This is a genomic window from Acinetobacter sp. TG2027, assembly GCF_000302435.1.
GTDB classification, from domain to species: Bacteria; Pseudomonadota; Gammaproteobacteria; order Pseudomonadales; family Moraxellaceae; genus Acinetobacter; species Acinetobacter pittii.
The window spans coordinates 21609-40411 of the sequence record NZ_AMJN01000047.1 but is presented as its reverse complement, the minus strand read 5'-3'; the positions used below and the strand labels follow the sequence as shown (position 1 = coordinate 40411).

The following is an 18803-nucleotide window of genomic DNA, read 5'->3' as shown; positions in this document are numbered from 1 at the left end:
TCTAAAATGGTTATGGGACTATGCCTGTGTAAAAATGTGACCTAATCCACATTTTTGCATTTCAGGATTAAGTGGATTTCACTAAGCCTATTCCTTCAATGAGAAGTAGGAGTGGGCTTTTTTTATTCTTTAAATGTCTCATCTAAAGCCTGTTGAACGGCTTCAATACGTGATTTACACGCTTTATAAGCCGTAATAGATTCTTCAACAATTTTCATTAAATTATCGATATCCGGGCTTTCCTGAGATTCAAGTAATTCGGCATTTTTCTTCAAAATGTCATGACCATCTTTAAACGTTAACTCTTCATTCTTCATTTGGAATTACCTGTGTAATGTTGGCTTCAACCACACCATCTTGCATCTCAATAGCAAGGGCAGGGCTTGAAATTTGATGTATAGAGCGAATCGCTTTTCCTTCTGACCTAACAATTGCATAGCCCTTGGCTTGAACCTGTTTCGGGTTTTGCAAAAGGATTTCTTTCATCAGAGATTCGATTTGGGCTAATGAGAATTTAACTTGTTGCTGTGAGCTAAACTGAATACGTTCTTTCATCTGGTCAAGCAAACGATGTGCCGAGCTAAGTTGACTCTGTGCCGAAGATTTAATCTGATGAAGCAGTTGATCATTTTTGCTTTGATAGGTTGTGATTTGATGCTGAGAAAGTAGCTTAATCGTTTGGAGACTATCTACAGCTTCTTGGACGCGTTCAACAATATGGTTTCGGATACCAGCAATCACTTTACTTGGTGTATCAAATGAGCGATGAGCAATTTCATCAAGAATAGTACGATCTTTCTCATGCCCTATGCCTACCCAAATGGGTACACTACGTTTGCAAAGTAGGGCGGCAAGTTCATAATCATTTAAATAAGCTAAATCATTCACCGATCCACCACCGCGAATAATCACAATCAAATCAGGTGGAAAGTTAAATGTACTGGCCCATTGTCTTAAACCTGAACCTAAGGATTCAATCAAACTGGTTGCAGCCATGTTTCCTTGAAAAGTAGCGGTGTGATACACAAAATGACAAACCCCATTTCGCTCAAGTGCATCTGCATCTTTTTTAAAATCACCTAGGCCTGCAGCATTTTGAGGGGCAATGACTAAAACATTTTGAATATCAAAAGGAGTGGGAAGAAGTTTATTTTTATGGATTAAACCTTCTTGAGTAAGTCGTTCAATAATTTGCTGATAACGTTTAGCAATTTCACCCAATGTAAAGCTTGAGTCAATCTCTTCAATATTGACAGAAAATCCATATTGAGGATCAAAACGTGCTCTAATTTTGATGAGTACATTTAAATCACTTGAAATCTCAATTCCAGTTTCACGTTCGAACTTTAAAACAATTTTACTCGCTGAAAATTTCCAGATCGTGGCTTTACAGCTGGCAATAACTTTATCAGTCTCTGCATCTTTTTCTGCGAGTTCTAAATAGTAATGACCGCCCTTAATATTTAAATTTCGAATTTCTGCTTTTACCCAAACTGGCTCATCAAAAGCCACACGTATGACTTCCTGAACTGTGCCGAGATATTCACTAAGGGAAAACTGAGGTTCAGACATACGAACTAAAAATTAAAGGGCCAAACTAGATAGTATAAAAGCCATCCAACCAAGGCAATTGTTGTCTATGAATATCGGGTTCTATTTAAAATAAATACAACAAATTAAAGAATTAAAAATTGAAATTGATAAGTGAATTTAGACTGAACGGTTAAAATGAAAAAATAATAAAAAGAGAATTGTTAATAATTACAACCGATTAAAAAATAAAGTTTGCTTTATAAAATATATGAGCGTATAAAGCTTACTTCCAATTGCGGGGTGGAGCAGTCTGGTAGCTCGTCGGGCTCATAACCCGAAGGTCGTTGGTTCAAATCCGACTCCCGCATCCAAAAATATTATGCTCTGTGATGTACCACTTTTCATAATACGAAAATTATGAAAAGCAATTAGCTTATAAATAACCCTATATAAAGCTAAATATTAAATTCTAGACGAACTGTCCATACCCTAAATCTAGCGTTCTAATTACATACCGTAAAATCACATGAGCTCAGTGATGAGTGAATGATTGTGAATATAGTAAATGAGTGGCACATTGCCACAGCCGTAAATGGCAACGAAATTAATGTGAGGATTGTTCCTCATGTGCGTAAACAAAACTCTCTCGATGGATATCGTTGGGTCGAAGTTGGTAAAAAAATTCAACTTCAATCTGGTGAAGAAATTGAGTTAAACCAAGATGGTAAAAGCTTCTATGCCGGGTTTAATCAACTTTATCGTTTAAATACATATTGTTGATAAAACCATGGTAATAAAGCGAGAAAACCTATCTCTTTTAAAGGAGATAGGTTTTTTTATGTCTATAAGTTATATAAATAATTAAAGTTATAAAAAGGCTGAAGTGATTAAAAATAAGTGCATTATTATTTTAATTATATTTAATAACTAAATTAGCCTGCCCGCCAAAACTGGCGACCCATAACCTTAAAGTTTTTACCGTTCTCTTCTGTTACACGTCGGTCTCTAAATTTTTCATTTAAGCTATGCAAAATTAAAGAGCCATCTGCCTCTTTAAAAATCTGTTTAATCATTCCTTCGCCAGCAAAGTAAACCGCATAAATCTCGCCATCAATGACTTCTGTTTGAGAGATATCAATACCCACCAAATCTCCGTCTTTAATGTAGTCGGTCATGCTATCGCCTTTAGCTTTAATAATACGCATGCATTCTTGAGCAACGCGTTTTTCTTTAAAGAATGAAGCAGGGAATGGAATTTTTCCATTAATAGCATCAAAGTGAAATTCAATAGATTCCCCTGTCCCGCAAGAAAAGTTAGCTTCTACAACTTCAATCCAGACATATTGATCGGTAGATTCTGCACTTACTACAGTCGGGCTAAATACATCACTTTCTCTAAAAGAATCTTCAGTATTGCCCGTCGTTAACCAATAACCATCCACTCCTAAAAATTGAGCAATTAAAGGAAGAAATGCGGATTTTAAATTTTTCCCTGACTCTAAAGCCTGATAGGCAGGTTGCGACATTTTTACAGCTTCTGCCACTTCAGCCTGAGTTTTTTTGGCTTTAATTCTAGAGTCTTTTAAACGGTCTTTAAGAGCCATAATGGTTACACCAGTAAACTTATAACAAATATATAACTTAAGTTATATCTAGTAAAACAACTATAGTTATTGACTAATAATAACTATAGTTATAATATCATTTATATCTCAAGATGAATAGAGAAAATTTAAGTGGTGCCTAAGTCACTATTTATCGCTTTATCAAAGCTTTGAGATGGAAGCTAAATTTATTTTGTTTCTAGAGGTAGCAGAATAAAAGGGAGATAGCTCAATTATTATTTGCAAACAGGCTATCAAAACAAAAATTGGAATAAAAAAAGCCCGATTCCGTGGATCAGGCTTAATGTTCGTCGATAAAGGGTATCAAGAACATGAAGAATTTAACAAAGATTGTGAGACCTAACAAAAGTTTCCGATATACGGCAAAGCCTTATATGAACTTTTTGGTCAAAAAATTAAGGCGTGTAAAAAGCTTAAATCCACAAAATTTAATACTTTTTTACATTTTTAGAAAAGGAAATATTTGTTTATAAATTAGTGGCTTAATTGCATATAGTTTGGTTCTTTATGATTGTTGTACCAGATGAAACGTTTCGAACACACATTTGTAGCCATAGCTTAGCTATATTGCTCAAAGAATGTATCAAAACCTCAAGAATAACAAACGATAAAGACGCCTTACTAACGAGTACATTGAGTTGGAGATAGTGAATGACTACAGCAATGCAGAACAGAGCTAAACAACTTAAAAATGCAAAACGTGGAGGGTATATCCCGACAATTGCCAAAGACGTAAACAAATATAAGGTACAAAAAATAAAAAGGGCACTTGAGGAGGCCAAGCAGATTGTAAATGAGCTTGAAGATGACGCATTCGAATTCGATGATCAAGTCTCTATGCAAAAAGCGATTGGTGCAATCACAGTGATTGAGTTGATTGAACAAGCCTTAAACGGTGCACACTAACAGGCTTTAGCATACAAACATTTTTTCTCGGACCCCTGAAATAAATGGGGTCAAGGATAAGTTCGTCTTGCAATTTAGCGCTGCTTTAAAGCGTTAGTGTTTTTTATTGACTGTAATAAAGAAAACGAAAGGGATTAATAAACATTGAAAACCGCAAGCTGGTCAACGTGATGAGTTTTCAAGTTTTACCCTTTAGCGCAGGACAAAGTCATGGAAACAGTTTCTAGCAGTGGGTTAGCCACATTTTTAAATTTTTATAGTATTGCAATTATGGTGGCTTTGGCAGTCAGCTTAGTTGTCGCAGTTGTATTGATGATGCGTTTTCCTCGTTCTCCACAAGAATGGATTGTTGCTCTCATCTGTACAGTAGTTTCAAGCCTGACAGGCGGCTCATTCATTATTATGAAATGGAACCTGCATGAATGGGTATCCGATATTTGGGGAATGATCACCCTATCTGGATTTTTCTTCATATGTGGTTTACCGGGCTGGGCTATTGTGAGATGGATATTTAACTTCATCAATAAACAAGAAGGTAAAACGATTGTAGAGGTCATCAAAGACCTAAAAAAAGCAAAAGATGATCTTCAAAATAGCTAAAGACAGCTTTAAATATAAAGGTAGAATAAAATGAATATTGATCAATACTTAGAAAAAGTTATCAACCGAGAAGGCAGGTATGTTAACCATCCATCAGATCATGGCCATGCGACTAAATTTGGCATTACAGAAGCAGTCGCTCGATCGAACGGATATCAAGGCAACATGCAAGACTTGCCCTTAAGTGTCGCCAAATCTATTTATAAGCAAAAATACTGGCTTGAACCCCAGTTTGACCAGATTAATGCGATTAGCCCAGCTATTGCAGAAGAGTTACTGGATACAGCTATAAATTGTGGCGTCAATTTTACAAAGCCGTTATTACAACGTGCTTTAAATCTGCTGAATAAGCAGGGGAAGGAAGGTTGGTCAAATCTTGTGGTAGATGGCCAGTACGGACCTCTAACTTTGCAAGCACTAGCTACGTACTTAAATAGACGTAATAAAGAGGGAGAAAAAGTATTCGTGCGCATTTTAAATATTATGCAAGGGCAGCATTATATTGAAATTACCGAGAACAACTTTAAATACGAAGATTTCTTTTACGGTTGGATATTAAACAGAGTAACACTCTAAAAAATGCGTTAGAAGAGAGCATGTTTAAAGATCTAATGAGTTAAAAAGCCTAACCATGAGTTAAGGCTTTTTAACAAATAATAGGTCGAGCAATGCTTTATTGTGCGATAAGTAAAATGGCAAGTAGAAAGAAAATAGCACCACTAATTTTATTGAGTATCGTGAAATTATTTCCAGCTAACATTTTCTCTTTAAAAATTGAAGAGAAGTTTGCGTAAACTAAATGAATTAAAAAACCAATAAAACAAAAGGTTAAAGAAAGAATTAAAAATTGATTTAAAATCTCTTTCTTGATATCAATAAATTGAGGGAAGAGTGCGATAAAAAATACGATTGTTTTAGGATTAAGCAAAGATGCAAATAGGCCCTGATAAAACAATTTAGATTTACTTACAGCTTTATCTTTTTGTTGATTGGTCATTAACTCTTGGGTTGCAAGTTTTTTAGTGAAGTTTTTATATCCGAGATACATTAAATAAAATGCACCAATAAACTTTAAAACCGTAAAAATAGTAGGGTTGCTGGTAATAATAAGTCCTACACCGCTGGCAGAAATTACAGCAATTACAAACATACCAATAATTAAACCACTTATTCCAAACAAAGCAGTTTTAACACCATAGTTAATTGAATTTGTGACAGTAAATAAAACTCCCGGTCCTGGGCTTAATAGGGTAAGAAATGCTATTGTTATAAATACTAAAAGACCGCTCACGCTGATATATCCTATTTATCAATTGAGGCAAGATTGTGCGGTTACTTTAAATGAGAAAATAATCGATGTATACAGAAGGTTATGTATACTTAAGGCTTAAATAGATTAAATATTTAAAATATAGATTTGTATAAATAAATAGGACATATAAAACTATAAAAGTGAAAGCAACATAAACACACAACGTTAAAAATTGAGCATGTTAGTATGCTAAGTCTATACCTCAAGAAATCTATAGTATGACGAAAAATGAACGGCAGTTTAAATCTGGCGAGTTTCAATTTTCCTTTTTAACGTTTAAATATTGGGGTATATGGTTTTTAGCTTTTATTCTAATGTTATTTGCGATGTTACCTTGGGCTATTCAATGGCGCCTTGCTGACTTTTTATCAAAAATAGCGTGGAAATCTTTAAGTTCTCGAAGAAAAACCACATTACGTAATTTACAAGCATGTTTTCCAGAAAAAACACCTTTGCAAATTGAGGCAAAAGCTAAACAGGTTTTTGTTGATACTTTAACGGGTGTATTTGAAGCTTTAAATGCTTGGTATTGCCCAAATTGGTTTAAAAGCCGTGTTCACATAGATGGTTTAGAAAATTTAACCAATAATCAGGAAAATGGCGTACTTTTATTAGGTACCCACAGTACGCTTTTAGATGCAGGTGGAGCGGCGTGTACTTTATTCTTTAATATGGACGTGGTTTACCGACCTCAAAACAATCCGTTTTTAGATTTTCTGATTCATCGTAGTCGTGCGCGAGTGTATAAAAACCAAATTGCTCGAGACAACATGCGTGGACTCATACAAAACCTTAAACATGGGCATGCGATATGGTATAGCCCAGATCAGGATTTTGGCTTAAAACAAGGCGTAATGGCATCATTTTTTGGTATTCAGGCAGCTACCGTTACAGCGCATCGCAGACTAATGGATATCTCAAAAGCAGCAGCCGTACCTTTATATTTTTACCGTAGTGGTGATATTCGTAATCCGCAATATCATGTTTTAGTAGAACCTAAATTAGAAAATTTCCCGAGTGGCTGTGAAGTCAGTGACGCTGAAAGGGTAAACAAGATTATTGAAAACCAAATTCGCATTGCCCCTACACAATACATGTGGTTTCATCGACGCTTTAAAACACGCCCTGCTGGTGAACAGAAATTCTATTAATGGCGTCAGTAACTCAAGAATTAAAAGTACTTCTTTCAATTAAAATATAGAATATTAGATTTTTAATTGAAAGGATCTTTAATGAAATCAAGATGAAAGATGTTGAGTCAACACTATAAAATTTTTCTTGCTTTAATTATTTTGAATATCGATTGCAAATGATTTTGAAGTGTGTATAGTCGAGCATAACTAACAAAATATTCTTGTCATCATAAATTTCTATTTCGCAGTTTTATTTATAAGTCTTCGGTTCATTCAGATATTTAAGTTTTCACGTCTATTTTTTAGTTAAATTGGTTTCCCCAATAATAAGTTATAATATTTTAAAATTTAGGATAAATATATGTCTACTTCTACTGGTACAGTAAAATGGTTCAATGAAACTAAAGGTTTTGGTTTTATTGCGGCTGATGAAGGTAAGGATATTTTCGCTCATTTTACCGATATTCAAACACAAGGTTTTAAGGTTCTCTTAGAAGGCCAACGTGTTGAGTTTACTGTAGTACAGGGTAAAAAAGGCCCACAAGCTTCAAATATTGTGATTCTTCAGAATTCATAATTTCATAGAGCGACTAGAGTTGTTTTGAATATATTATTTAAATAGAATATGTTTAAGGCTAAAGCGCTTTAGAAGAGTTTAAAAACCCACTCTATCTTGTGGGTTTTTTATAAGTTTTAATTAAACTTATCTTTCAAAATAAAAAGCAGAATAAAAATATGCTCTTAAAAGTGCTTCTAAATTTTTTGTTAAAATATAAGTAATTAGGTGTATGGTACTCAAATGGATATTTGTATTGGCGGTATTTTAGACGGTCAAAAGATAGAAAATCATAATGATGTTTTTAAGATAGAAGAGCACTATTCAGACAATAGCTCTCAGTATGTTAAACAGCATTTCCACCTATTTGGAAAAATTTTTACCTTTTGGGTGTGCGAAGATATTGATTTACAACAGGCAATCAGAAAAGCCGAGAGAATTTTAGCGAATAAGAAAGAAACTCTTTAGTTGTTTGAACTAGAACACTTCCGTGCCTTAATTTGGTTTAAAGATTTTCTTATTAAGTAATAGATATTTTTTATATTAGCTTAATAGAATTCGTTACAGAATTTTTTACAATACTCTTGTATATGTTACACAGCTTAACATTTTTTTGTGGTATTTACTAACAATAGTAATACATTAGGCTTAATCTAAAGTTGTTTTATTTATTGCGCGAATAAAACAAAACCCACTTTAATAATATATCTTATTAAAGTGGGTTCTTTATTCAGACGGTCATCATTAATTCAATATACATAATTAAATTATAGATAATATTTGTTGTTATAAACTTCTCTTAAGAAAGGAAAACATTTTAAATGTTAAGTGCAGTACAACCTAATATTTGTTTTATTGGCAGTAGTAATCTAGCTTTAGCGTTAATAGGAGGGTTGGTTTTAAAAGGATTTAAAAAAGAAAAAATACACCTCATTGAAGAGAAAAAGATTAATGATACAAATGCTTTAAAGCAAAAAGAAAATGGACTAAAAAAAGCTGAAATTGTTGTTTTACTACTAGAGCCTAAACAGTTAAAAGAGACACTTATACCGCTAAAAAAATGGTTAGCTAGTAAAATTATAGTTTCTATGATGGCGGGAGTAGATATTGCAAACTTGACTCGTTTTACGGGTTCGAAAAAAATTGTTCGTGTAATTTCAAATCCGCCTGTGCTGACGCATACGGGGACACATGTGCTTATTGCTTCAGAGCAAATGGACCAGCTTGATAAAGACCTAATTGAAATGCTGTACTCTGCAACGGGTCAGACTTTTTGGGCGCCGTCTGAAACGCAGTCAGACGCAATTATTGCTTTGTCTGGTTCTGGGCCGGCTTACTTTTTCTATATTTTAGACAGCATGATAAAGACAGGGGTTTCTTTAGGACTTGATAAACAATTTGCTCTAGATTTAGCACTCCAAGCGGCTAGTGGCGCAGTTGAAATGGTCCGTAAAAGTAATGTCCCGCCAGCGGATCTGTGTGGCAAGGTGACCTTGGCTAACGGGATTACCGAATCAGCACTCAGAATGTTTGAGCTAGGAAATGTATCTGATGATATACGTTTAGCTATGAAGGCCGCATATCATCGTAGTAAAGAAATCACTTCAGAAATTATTACTGAGGTGAGTTAAGTATTCTTTAGCAAACTAGGCCTTTAAAAAGTATTCCCAAATAACGAAGCCTAAGCCAAACCCAATAAACGAGTAGAGAGTAATAATAAAGAATACAAAACTGGCCTTATTTTTTTTCTTCAAAATGTTCATGGCGATGCCTCCAATTCAGATTAATTACATTTTGAAGAAGTGAAGGCTGTAATCATAGATACAGAATTTTTTAAAAAAAATATAACAGAGCTATCATCTGTTATATTTTCTAGGCTTTTCCTTAATAAAGATTTTAAAATCAATAAATTAAAGATTTAACTGTCAGCGTTTAACCTTTTTATTCAATTAGCATTAAATCGGCTGTATTAGCAGATTTGAGAGGGCGTAGGGCAAAGGTCGAACGGGTGTGGCGTATTCCTTTAATTGAATAAAGTTTTTTTCTTAAAAATCGTTCGTAATGGTCAGCATCTTTGACTGCTACTTTAACCAGATAATCGTAGTCACCTGTGACGAGATGCGCTTCCACTACTTCAGGTATATCTGCTAATGCTTCACTGAAATTTTCTAGCATTTCGTCATCATGGCGCTCTAAAGTAATTTCAATAAAAAAGACTTCATGAATGCCAATCGCTTTTTGGTTTACGTTTACCGTATATCCTTCAATAATTTTTAAAGTTTCTAGACGTTTCAGTCGTGTCCAGCATGGAGAAGATGAAAGACCTACTTCTTCGGCCAGTTGAGCAACGGTTAAACGGCCATTTCCACGTAATGCAGATAAAATTTTCCGATCTATACGATCTAGTGTGTATTCTGTTTTGTTCAAAATATAAACCAAAGAAGAATCTTCTGATAAAAATCAATATACTTCATTTTTATGCTGTGAATGTTTAAAAATTTTAAAAAATAAAGGAAACATTTTGGGTCAAAGGTACATACACTATTTCTATGCATCGAACCTTTCTGGATAGAGGTTGGGATGGAGCAAAGAGCACTGTTTCAGTAAGGGTGACTAAACAGTGCTCTTTGCGGATTTAATAAAAGAACAAATATCCTTTTTCTAAAGAATGAAATCCTCTAATGTATTAATTGCTGTTTCTAGTTGGTCGTAATGGTGAATTCTTTTATCCGCTACAGTCGAGCAGATAGAAGGATCTGGGTGAAAAAATATAGTTTTCATTCCTGCGTTATTAGCACCCTCAATATCGGCTTTATGATTATCTCCTACAAAAATACATTCATTAGGAGTACAGCCAAGTTCTTTACATGCATACTCAAATATCTGTCTATCTGGTTTTCGCATACCTACGGCTTCTGAGACGATAATTGTAGAAAAAAACTCTTTGAGACCGAGTGCATAAAAATTATTTTCTTGGAAGGGGGATTTACCATTAGAAACTAAGCCTAATTTATATCCTTTGTTATAAAGATTTTGAATTGTTTCTAGAACTTTCTCAAAAGGGCGGCAAAACTTATTAAAGTCGTTAATGTACGATTCAAGTAGGCTCTCAACACTAAAGTTTTTTATATTAAAATCTTCTAATAATTGAGAATAAACAAAATCTTTCCACACACTTCCATTGTTATCTAATTCGATAAATCTAGTTATAAAAGCTTGTTTATTTTCTTGTGATACCAATTGAAAAAAGTTTACTTGCCACTCAACAAATTTTATAAGGGATGTATTTCGGTCAAGTAGAGTTTGATCTAAATCAAATAAAATAATATTTGGCATTTTGGGTGTTATAAAATTTTTAGATGAAGACAGTATAGCCATTTATTTGATTTAAGAATTTTCAAATTTTGTGCTTACTATGTATTCAATTAAATAATAACTTTTATTTATCAATTGAAGAAAAACTAATCATTATTTTTTATCTAACTTTTCCTTTAATGTAATTCCATTACAAAGGAGGAGCAAGGTTATGATCACCCAGCATGATATAAATCAAAAACAATATCAAAATAAATCTCTCGACTATTTAAATAGCCAAGCTCATTCTGAAGGCATTGAATTTAATAAATTTATTAATGAAGTTCAGAAAATTGAAAAGGCTGTAGTCCTTGATTTAGGCTGTGGTGGTGGGCATGTTTCCTATAATGTTGCTCCGCACGCCGACCTTGTTTTTGCTTACGATTTATCTCATGAAATGTTAGACACCGTGTCTAAGGCTGCCAGCCAACGCAAATTAAAAAACATTTTTGTGCAGCAAGGCATTGCTGAGGACATGCCTTTTAGTGATCAGCAGTTTGATGTGGTCATTAGCCGATATTCTGCGCATCACTGGCAACATGTTCCGACTGCCATGAAAGAAGTAAACCGCGTGCTTAAGCCTGATGGTATTGTTATTTTTGTAGACATTATTAGCTCTAGCTCGCCCATATTAGATACGTTTTTACAGACCATCGAAACTATTCGAGATCCAAGTCATGTACGAAACTATAGTGTGAAAGAGTGGGTCTATTTTATTGAAGATGCAGGCTTTGACTTAGTCGGCCTAGACAAACAAACGCTTTCGTTAGACTTTGATAGTTGGGTAAAACGCATGAAAACGCCTGAAGATCAAATCAAAACTTTACGTTATTTGCAGGAAGGTTCATCTGACCTTGTTAAGAAGTATTTCAAAATTCAAAATGACGGTAGCTATGAAAGCCATGTGGGTTATTTTGTCTTTAAGAAATTAGGATTTTAAAGCGCTGAAATGAGTAAGAGTTTTAGTAGATTAGAAATGGATTAAATATCACTAAAACTCTTTTTCCGAATAAATCGAATAATATTAAAGATGGTTATAAAACAAATTTAATATCATTCACTTGATAAAAATTAATCACCCAATTTTATTAAGGTGATTAAGTATTCAAAAGAGAGGAGGGTTATCCCATTTTCTTTATTATTAATAGACACTTATAAATAATTATTATTTAATACGCCCGCAATATTATCACTAATACTTTTAATAACTTTGTCGGGGAAATAATGCGTAATTTTTTAGTAACGATTTTCACTTTATTCTTAGCAACATCAATTTATGCTGCTCAAGAGTCTAGAAATCTTCTAGAGCAAACACAGTGTGAGAAAGCAGTGGAACTACATGGTTTTTTAAGCCGCGCTCAGCTCGATTGTAATTATCACTATTATTCAGAAGAGTTAAAGGATGCTGCCGCAAAATGTACTAAACATGACCTTGGTGAAAAATACGGTAGAGAGGTTATGAAGTTTGGTATGAAGGAATTTGAAGAGCGCAAGAAAGAGGATACACAGGGCCACTTTTGTCATAAGGTTTTAAAAGAGTTCCCAAAATATATTAAACAATAAAAAATAAGGTTTTAAAAACTGATTCTAGCAAGCCGATAAAATGGATTTAATTATTCATTTTATCGGTGTATCACCACATATAATTCCCTAATTAAACTAGATAATTAAATTTAAGAATCCACCCAATATCCGATTGACACTTGAAATCTCTCTTATTATTCTCTGCGGCGGAACGGAAGGGGGACATCTTCGGATGTGCTGATTTTTGGGTAAATTAGTCTGCTAACCCTCTTTTGTTCTATTATTATTTTTAATAAATAATGAGTTTTAATAAATTAGCTAAATATTTTAATCCTATTAAAAACAATATTTATTTAATTATTTTCTAGCCAATAGCACATTGACACCTAAAACCCCTCCGATTATCCTTTGCTTTCTGGCCACATTGCCAGTCGGCTTTGACAGGCTGTTTTCCATCTAGGGCACCAAGAAAGTAATTTTTTGGTGGCGAACTCGTTCGTCCCCCCTTCGTAGCGGTAGGACGGAGGTGGGACGCCTTGTGCGTGCCGGTTCCTAGATGACTGGTCTGTCAACCCATCTTCGTTCTGCCACCATAATTATTTGACAGTAATTCGGTAGAACTTCTATTTTATCTAGGAGTCCGCTATGCGTACTATTTCTTCTTTATTGGCTTTTGCCAAAGTCTCTCTATTCATACCACTCGAGCAATCTATAAAGCGGTTCAATCGACTCTAGGTTTTCTACACCTTAAGAATCTAAAACACAGCAACTATAAAACTTGAGATAGGTCAGCACGCCATTTTGTGCGGCTTTTGCATGCCTGTTTTTAGCACTCATTTTAAGAGTAACGGCATTTCTATCTCATTTACATACAACAAAAAATTATTCTAAGCGGTATATCTATGCCAAATTTACAATCTTCCTTTAAAGCATTAAAAGTGCTTCACGTAGCAAAAGACTTATTTAATCAATATGGGTTTCATAAAGTTGGTGTCGACCGAATTATTAGTGAAGCCAAGGTTTCCAAGGCCACTTTTTATAATGCCTTTCACTCAAAAGAACGGCTAATCGAGAGGTGTATCAGTTTCCAAAAAGACACGCTAAAAGACAAAGTGTTTTCCATTCTCTATTCTTACAATGAACTCATGGTGCTGGATAAACTTAAGCAAATTTATTTTTTACATGCGAGTTTAGAAGGGCCATATCATTTACCCTTTAAGGCATTGTTTGAAATTAAAAGAGTCTATCCCAAGGCCTATGGCGTTACGATTGAGTACCGAACTTGGCTCATCAATGAAATTTATAAACTACTTTTAACTGTCAAAACTACCGCCTCAGTCGAAGACGCTTACATGTTTTTATGTATGATTGACGGGGCGATGTTCCGACTTTTTGAAAAAAACAATATTGATGAAAGCGCGCTAGTTCGATTGTTTCTTTTTAATCTGTGTCAGTCTAGATAACTCTTAAACGAAAGAAAGCCTCCCAAAAGGAGGCTTTTCTTAGCATTTAATTAAGTGCTTAGCTCAATTACACAGGTTTTGCAGCCTGTGCCATACCTTCAAAATATTGAACCGCAGGCGAGCGAGCCATATAAGCTAAAGCTTGCTCGGTGTCTCCCTCATGAATTGGGTTAAATTTTGGTGAAACCCATCTTAACGTCGCTTTCCACAAAAATTTAATGGTCGGTAAGTTGTCTGAGCGAGTCGCGGTTTTTTCAAATTCACGAATAATTTTGAAGTAGCCTCGGCGCATCAATTTTTGAATATCTTCATGCTCTAAATCTTGCTTACCTAAACTACGGGCAAAGTCAGCAAGGAAGTAAATAAACAGTGGGAAAACCGCCGCCATAATCACTTGGCGCGACATATAAAACCCAAACTTGTTTGTCAAAAGGTGCTCAAATAAATCATAAGCAACACAGCGATGTTCTACTTCTTCAGCTAAATGCCAACGGAACAAATCTGCCATAGCAGGGTCAGCTTGGTCCCAAGTCTTACTGTCTAGCGTCCATTGACCAATGGTTCCCGTAAAGTGCTCGATTGCAGCAATCACGCCCACTCGGAAAAGTAACCAATATTCATCAAGCTTTTCGCCTTTTAAAAAAGGTATGCCTAAAGGTTTGTCACCCAACAAAATATTAAAAACAAAATGGGCACGGTTGAGTGTTTCTTGAATGTCGTAACCATTTTCACGTAAGAAGTCTTGTGCTTTTTCATGCGCACGTGCATGAGCAGCTTCTTGACGGACAAATCCAATCACTTCTTGTTTTAGTGTTTCATCGGTAATCAAGGGAAGGGTTTTATTAAACACACGGCAAAACCAAAACTCACCAGCGGGTAAGAGCATGTTAATGCCATTGGCGACATGCGAGCATAGCGGATCATTCGGCATCCAACAGACCGATGATTCGGTAAAATCGAAATGGACCTTTCTTGCTTTAAGCTGATGATTCCCTGTGATCATATACGTCACCCTATTCATAATTGTTCATTTAATGCGAATGGACAATTTTTAGCATTAAGTAAAATCGATCACCATGTGCTTAAGGGACAAAATGAGCCTCAAAAAGGTTTATAGAGATAAAAGCAGCTCTGTTAAAGATTGGATATATTTAACACAACACGAGGGTAAGCTTTTTTATTTTAAATATGAGGAGAATAAAAAAAGCTCCTTAATAAAAAGGAGCTTTAGTTTTTATAATTTAAATTTTTAATTATAAATTTATTTTATTTTAATCTAGCTAAAACTAGCTAGCTTAGAAGTTTAGATCGCTTGCCACTGATCTTTAACTTCTTCTGAATTTTTATTCAGAATAACTTGGTCTTCTTTTACTTCACCAATCCATCCGGTAGGGATAAGGTGATGTTGACCACTTTCGTCCCGGGTGAGTTTTAACTGGTTCTCACCATCAAGATGATCGACAGTACCTACTTTAGTACCACAAGAAGCAATAACATCTGCGTGTTTTTTAATATCATTAATATTTAAAGTGTTCATTTTAGACCTCTTCTTTGGAAATAGAAAAACGGTAAGAACTAAACTACTTTAAATAATCGATTAAATGTTGAGTTTTTAATAAACCTTACATGATCGGATTATAAGTTCACTTAACCGTGATATTTGAGTAACAATGAAATAATTAGATATAAAACTAATAATATTTTTCTTTTTATTACAATTTATATGTTTATCTAAACAGAAATCTTTAGTTATGGTTGGGTTAAGTCTTATAAATAATTATTTGCAATGAATATTAAAATACCTATAAACATGACGATACTGAGCAGTTTGAGTGAATTTGAAGCTGCCCTAGCTGAAGATAAAAGTAAGCTTCGTATAAATTTACTTTTTCAGCTTGTAAATTTAACTCAAAATTTGCCTCATCCAGCTTCGGGTCAAACCTATCAACGTTGGCAACTTTTTGCGCAGATTGCTGGAGTTGATTTAAGTCTAGCTAAGCTTTTTGAGTCTCATTGTGATGCTTTAAGCATTTTAAATGAATTGGGTTATCAGCAAGAAATAGATGACCAGACCTGGGCAGTTTGGGCAGCAGACGGTGGAACAGCACCATTGCGAATAAAAGACAATCTTTGTAATGGCATAAAACCTTGGTGCTCTGGTGCTGAATTCATTGAAAAAGCTTTAATAAGTTATAAAGATCAGCAAGGGCTGGCGCAGCTTTGTATTGTCGACTTAAGTCATCCATCCATTACCACCGATTTAAGCCACTGGCACGCTGTAGGCATGCATGCGACACAGACTGCGCAAGTAACTTTTAAAAATACACCTGTTAAATTGATTGGTCAGCCAAATAGTTATTTAAAACGCCCAGGTTTTTGGCATGGCGCAGCAGGTGTTGCGGCCTGTTGGTATGGTGCCGCCGTGCGTCTAGCTAACTTTTTGCAAGAAAGCTGTCAGGCAAATCCGAATCCTTATAAAAAATTGTATTTAGGCGAGGTCGCTCAGCAGCTAGAAATCACTAAACAGTATTTTCAATATGTGGCCAAGCTCATAGACCATAAACCAACGCTAAGTCATGAGCGGGAAATACGCATATTACGTGCCCAAACAGAACAATGCTGCCTCAGCGTTATTGAGCGAGTAGGGAAAGCCTTGGGTGCTCGTCCTTTTTGTGAAGATGCGACATTTGCTCAGCTCATGGCTGATCTGCCTGTGTTTATTAGGCAAAGTCATGCTGCTTTTGACTATGAACAAATTGCAGAACTCTGTGTGTCGGAGCAAAGCCTATGGGAACTTTAAAACATCCTTTGGTTGAAGACCGCGTTATTTTTGGTGAGGGTACGGCCAAAGAGCAATGGTTAAAGGCATTTCAAGAACAACCGTTAGCAGCTTTAGATCTTGAGTTATTTCGCTCAAAAAGAGTGGTGATTGTCGCTCCACATCCTGATGATGAAGTGCTTGGCTGTGGCGGGTTAATGCAGCAACTGATTACGCTGAATTGTAAAATAGTGGTTTTAGCTGTCAGTAACGGCACACAAAGTCATCCTAAATCTACAAAATATCCTCCAGATCAGCTTAATATTCTTCGCCCGCAAGAAAGCTTGGCAGCCTTAAATTGTCTAGGCGTAGCAGAGTCAACCGAGCATATAGAGCTTAATTTGTTAGATGGTCAGATTCATTTGCAAACCGATCAACTGTGGCAGAGTTTAGACAAGTTAGTTCAAGCCGACGATATTCTAATTTGTAGCTATGAATTTGATGGTCACCCAGACCATGAAGCCGTGGGTAAAACCGTACAAGCCTATGCAACCGCTAAGCAACTACTCTGTTTACACGTATTAATTTGGACTTGGCATTGGGCAGAGCCTTTAGACCCACGCATTGATTGGCACCGAGCAAAAGCCTACCGCTTAACCGAAGAACAGCTAACTAAAAAACATCAAGCAATTTTGCAGTTTAAAACCCAACTTGAAGCAGATGAAACTACGGGTAATGCTGCGGTTCTCTCTCCAAATGCGATTAAACGTCTTTTAATGCCTTATGAGGTTTATTTGAGTGATTCATTCTCGCGTGTACTTTGAAGATTTATATCGTCATAACAGTGACCCATGGGGCTATGACTTTCATTGGTATGAAGCTCGTAAAAGACAAATTTGTCTTGCGCTGCTGACAAAACCCCGCTACCTAAAGGTGCTAGAAGTCGGCTGTTCAAATGGACATTTAAGTTTTCATTTGGCGCAAAGAGCCGAGGAGTTACTGTGTATAGATGTCTCTGCGCGTGCTGTTCATTTAGCTTCCGAGCGGCTACAAGAGTTCGAGCATGTTGTGGTTGAAAACAGAAAAATACCCGAAGACTACTCGATTCAAAAATTTGACCTCATTTTAATTAGTGAGATGGCCTATTACTTATCGGCAGATGAATTGCATCAGTTTATTGAAAAGTTAAAGTATAGTTTAAATGATGGCGGCGAGATTCTGTGTTGTCACTGGCGTCATGAAATTCAAGATTTTGATTTAAATGCAGAGCAAGTCCATCAAGCTTTTCAGCAACATTTCCCATTTCATCATTACCTCAGTTTAAACGATCCAGATTTTATGATTGATCTGTGGACGGCGAACACTTCCTCTTTAGCACAGCAGGAAAAACTAAGATGAAAATAGGTATCGTCATTCCAGCGCATAACGAAGAGTATTATCTATCGGCCTGTTTGCAATCTATTCAGGTCGCCATAGATAACATTAGTGGTTATGAGGTAGAAGTGCTTGTTGTACTCGATAGCTGTACAGACCAGTCGCGGTTGATTGTCCAAAGCCATCACATTAACTGGATTGAATGCAATTATGCATGTGTCGGCAAGGCGAGGGATTTGGGAATCCGTCATTTAATCGGGTGTGGTGTAACTTGGATTGCCTGTACCGATGCAGACACCGTAGTGAGTCCTGATTGGCTGCGCTATCAAATCCAGCACCAACCCACAGATGCAATTTGCGGTACTGTAACGCTAGACGATTTTAGTCATCTCTCTATAACGAAACAGCAAAAATATTTAGCGCACTATAAAGATCAGATGGACCACGCGCATATTCACGGGGCAAATTTAAGTTTTAGTGCAGAGGTCTATCTGTTGGTTGGTGGCTTTGAGCCTATTTCATGTCATGAAGACGTGTCTTTAATCAAAAAATTGATCAAGCATTGTTGCAATATTACTTGGAGTAATCTGGTACGAGTAACCACAAGTAGTCGTTTAAATGGGCGCGCCCCACAGGGATTTTCGTATTTTTTAAATAATCTCTAA

At 35.6% G+C, this 18803-nt stretch carries 24 protein-coding genes and 1 tRNA gene; 16 read left to right on the top strand and 9 right to left on the bottom strand.

Going from position 1 to position 18803, the window contains the following annotated elements:
* Positions 1–122: 122 nt before the first annotated feature.
* Both xseB and xseA read right to left on the bottom strand, forming a co-directional pair.
* Positions 123–317 carry an exodeoxyribonuclease VII small subunit gene (gene xseB / locus B806_RS0112365; protein WP_002119890.1) on the bottom strand — a complete coding sequence of 65 codons (195 nt, stop codon included), beginning with the start codon at positions 315–317 and terminating at the stop codon, positions 123–125.
* On the bottom strand, positions 307–1572 hold the full coding sequence (gene xseA, locus B806_RS0112360) for an exodeoxyribonuclease VII large subunit (protein WP_017386335.1): 1266 nt from the start codon (positions 1570–1572) through the stop codon (positions 307–309). Before xseA ends, xseB begins: the two co-directional genes overlap by 11 nt.
* Before the next feature lie 255 nt (positions 1573–1827).
* On the opposite strand from xseA, the gene B806_RS0112355 reads away from it, so the two are divergent.
* Both B806_RS0112355 and B806_RS0112350 read left to right on the top strand, forming a co-directional pair.
* Positions 1828–1904 (top strand) — tRNA-Met (locus B806_RS0112355).
* Positions 1905–2079: 175 nt separating this feature from the next.
* Positions 2080–2313, top strand: a complete 234-nt coding sequence (locus tag B806_RS0112350) for a hypothetical protein (protein WP_002119938.1) — start codon at positions 2080–2082, stop codon at positions 2311–2313.
* 152 nt (positions 2314–2465) lie between these two features.
* Here the strand turns inward: B806_RS0112350 and B806_RS0112345 are convergent, their stop codons facing one another.
* Positions 2466–3137: a LexA family transcriptional regulator gene (locus B806_RS0112345; RefSeq protein WP_002119885.1), complete on the bottom strand. Its 672-nt coding sequence runs from the start codon at positions 3135–3137 to the stop codon at positions 2466–2468.
* 672 nt (positions 3138–3809) lie between these two features.
* Between B806_RS0112345 and B806_RS0112340 the strand changes: the two genes are divergently transcribed.
* The 3 genes from B806_RS0112340 to B806_RS0112330 all read left to right on the top strand — a co-directional run bounded on the left by B806_RS0112340 (position 3810) and on the right by B806_RS0112330 (position 5240).
* Complete coding sequence (locus B806_RS0112340; RefSeq protein WP_002119927.1) at positions 3810–4064, top strand: hypothetical protein; 255 nt, start codon at positions 3810–3812, stop codon at positions 4062–4064.
* A gap of 210 nt (positions 4065–4274) precedes the next feature.
* Entirely contained in the window at positions 4275–4664 is a 390-nt protein-coding gene (locus tag B806_RS0112335; protein ID WP_002119864.1) for a hypothetical protein, read from the top strand.
* 30 nt (positions 4665–4694) lie between these two features.
* Positions 4695–5240 carry a glycosyl hydrolase 108 family protein gene (locus B806_RS0112330; RefSeq protein ID WP_017386334.1) on the top strand — a complete coding sequence of 182 codons (546 nt, stop codon included), beginning with the start codon at positions 4695–4697 and terminating at the stop codon, positions 5238–5240.
* Between the two features lie 97 nt (positions 5241–5337).
* Here the strand turns inward: B806_RS0112330 and B806_RS0112325 are convergent, their stop codons facing one another.
* Positions 5338–5955: a LysE family translocator gene (locus B806_RS0112325; RefSeq protein ID WP_017386333.1), complete on the bottom strand. Its 618-nt coding sequence runs from the start codon at positions 5953–5955 to the stop codon at positions 5338–5340.
* A gap of 239 nt (positions 5956–6194) precedes the next feature.
* Between B806_RS0112325 and B806_RS0112320 the strand changes: the two genes are divergently transcribed.
* The 4 genes from B806_RS0112320 (at position 6195) to B806_RS0112305 (ending at position 9296) form a co-directional block, all read left to right on the top strand.
* Positions 6195–7127, top strand: coding sequence for a hypothetical protein (locus B806_RS0112320; protein ID WP_005076885.1), 933 nt, complete (start codon positions 6195–6197; stop codon positions 7125–7127).
* Positions 7128–7470: 343 nt separating this feature from the next.
* The gene (locus B806_RS0112315; protein WP_005070223.1) at positions 7471–7686 is read left to right on the top strand and encodes a cold-shock protein; all 216 of its coding nucleotides are present in this window, start codon (positions 7471–7473) and stop codon (positions 7684–7686) included.
* 222 nt (positions 7687–7908) lie between these two features.
* Positions 7909–8133 carry a hypothetical protein gene (locus B806_RS0112310; RefSeq protein ID WP_002117453.1) on the top strand — a complete coding sequence of 75 codons (225 nt, stop codon included), beginning with the start codon at positions 7909–7911 and terminating at the stop codon, positions 8131–8133.
* Positions 8134–8486: 353 nt separating this feature from the next.
* Positions 8487–9296: a pyrroline-5-carboxylate reductase dimerization domain-containing protein gene (locus B806_RS0112305; RefSeq protein ID WP_017403101.1), complete on the top strand. Its 810-nt coding sequence runs from the start codon at positions 8487–8489 to the stop codon at positions 9294–9296.
* Positions 9297–9311: 15 nt separating this feature from the next.
* Here B806_RS0112305 and B806_RS19475 read toward each other — a convergent pair whose 3' ends face one another.
* The 3 genes from B806_RS19475 to B806_RS0112290 form a co-directional block, all read right to left on the bottom strand.
* Positions 9312–9428 carry a hypothetical protein gene (locus tag B806_RS19475; protein WP_002117441.1) on the bottom strand — a complete coding sequence of 39 codons (117 nt, stop codon included), beginning with the start codon at positions 9426–9428 and terminating at the stop codon, positions 9312–9314.
* Between the two features lie 178 nt (positions 9429–9606).
* Positions 9607–10092 (bottom strand): Lrp/AsnC family transcriptional regulator, encoded by a 486-nt coding sequence (locus B806_RS0112295; protein ID WP_031944692.1) that lies wholly within the window; start codon positions 10090–10092, stop codon positions 9607–9609.
* 234 nt (positions 10093–10326) lie between these two features.
* The gene (locus tag B806_RS0112290) at positions 10327–11001 is read right to left on the bottom strand and encodes an HAD family hydrolase (RefSeq protein ID WP_025466697.1); all 675 of its coding nucleotides are present in this window, start codon (positions 10999–11001) and stop codon (positions 10327–10329) included.
* A 190-nt stretch (positions 11002–11191) separates the two neighbouring features.
* Between B806_RS0112290 and B806_RS0112285 the strand changes: the two genes are divergently transcribed.
* The 3 genes from B806_RS0112285 to B806_RS0112275 all read left to right on the top strand — a co-directional run bounded on the left by B806_RS0112285 (position 11192) and on the right by B806_RS0112275 (position 14006).
* Positions 11192–11959 carry a class I SAM-dependent methyltransferase gene (locus tag B806_RS0112285; protein ID WP_017403098.1) on the top strand — a complete coding sequence of 256 codons (768 nt, stop codon included), beginning with the start codon at positions 11192–11194 and terminating at the stop codon, positions 11957–11959.
* Positions 11960–12243: 284 nt separating this feature from the next.
* A complete protein-coding gene (locus B806_RS0112280; protein WP_017386678.1) occupies positions 12244–12582 on the top strand; it encodes a hypothetical protein in 339 nt (112 codons plus the stop codon).
* Positions 12583–13445: 863 nt separating this feature from the next.
* Complete coding sequence (locus tag B806_RS0112275; RefSeq protein WP_017403097.1) at positions 13446–14006, top strand: TetR/AcrR family transcriptional regulator; 561 nt, start codon at positions 13446–13448, stop codon at positions 14004–14006.
* Positions 14007–14073: 67 nt separating this feature from the next.
* On the opposite strand, the gene B806_RS0112270 is transcribed toward B806_RS0112275, so the two are convergent.
* Both B806_RS0112270 and B806_RS0112265 read right to left on the bottom strand, forming a co-directional pair.
* Complete coding sequence (locus tag B806_RS0112270) at positions 14074–15009, bottom strand: metal-dependent hydrolase (protein WP_017386676.1); 936 nt, start codon at positions 15007–15009, stop codon at positions 14074–14076.
* A 300-nt stretch (positions 15010–15309) separates the two neighbouring features.
* A complete protein-coding gene (locus B806_RS0112265; RefSeq protein WP_002113991.1) occupies positions 15310–15543 on the bottom strand; it encodes a DUF2171 domain-containing protein in 234 nt (77 codons plus the stop codon).
* A 249-nt stretch (positions 15544–15792) separates the two neighbouring features.
* Between B806_RS0112265 and B806_RS0112260 the strand changes: the two genes are divergently transcribed.
* From B806_RS0112260 to B806_RS0112245, 4 genes are read left to right on the top strand one after another with little or no spacing between them, the layout of a single operon-like run.
* Positions 15793–16806, top strand: coding sequence for an acyl-CoA dehydrogenase family protein (locus tag B806_RS0112260; protein ID WP_017386675.1), 1014 nt, complete (start codon positions 15793–15795; stop codon positions 16804–16806).
* Positions 16794–17588, top strand: coding sequence for a PIG-L family deacetylase (locus B806_RS0112255; RefSeq protein WP_017386674.1), 795 nt, complete (start codon positions 16794–16796; stop codon positions 17586–17588). Before B806_RS0112260 ends, B806_RS0112255 begins: the two co-directional genes overlap by 13 nt.
* Entirely contained in the window at positions 17563–18162 is a 600-nt protein-coding gene (locus B806_RS0112250; RefSeq protein WP_017386673.1) for a class I SAM-dependent methyltransferase, read from the top strand. The genes B806_RS0112255 and B806_RS0112250 overlap by 26 nt, the downstream gene beginning before the upstream one ends.
* Positions 18159–18803, top strand: coding sequence for a glycosyltransferase family A protein (locus tag B806_RS0112245; protein WP_017403096.1), 645 nt, complete (start codon positions 18159–18161; stop codon positions 18801–18803). The genes B806_RS0112250 and B806_RS0112245 overlap by 4 nt, the downstream gene beginning before the upstream one ends.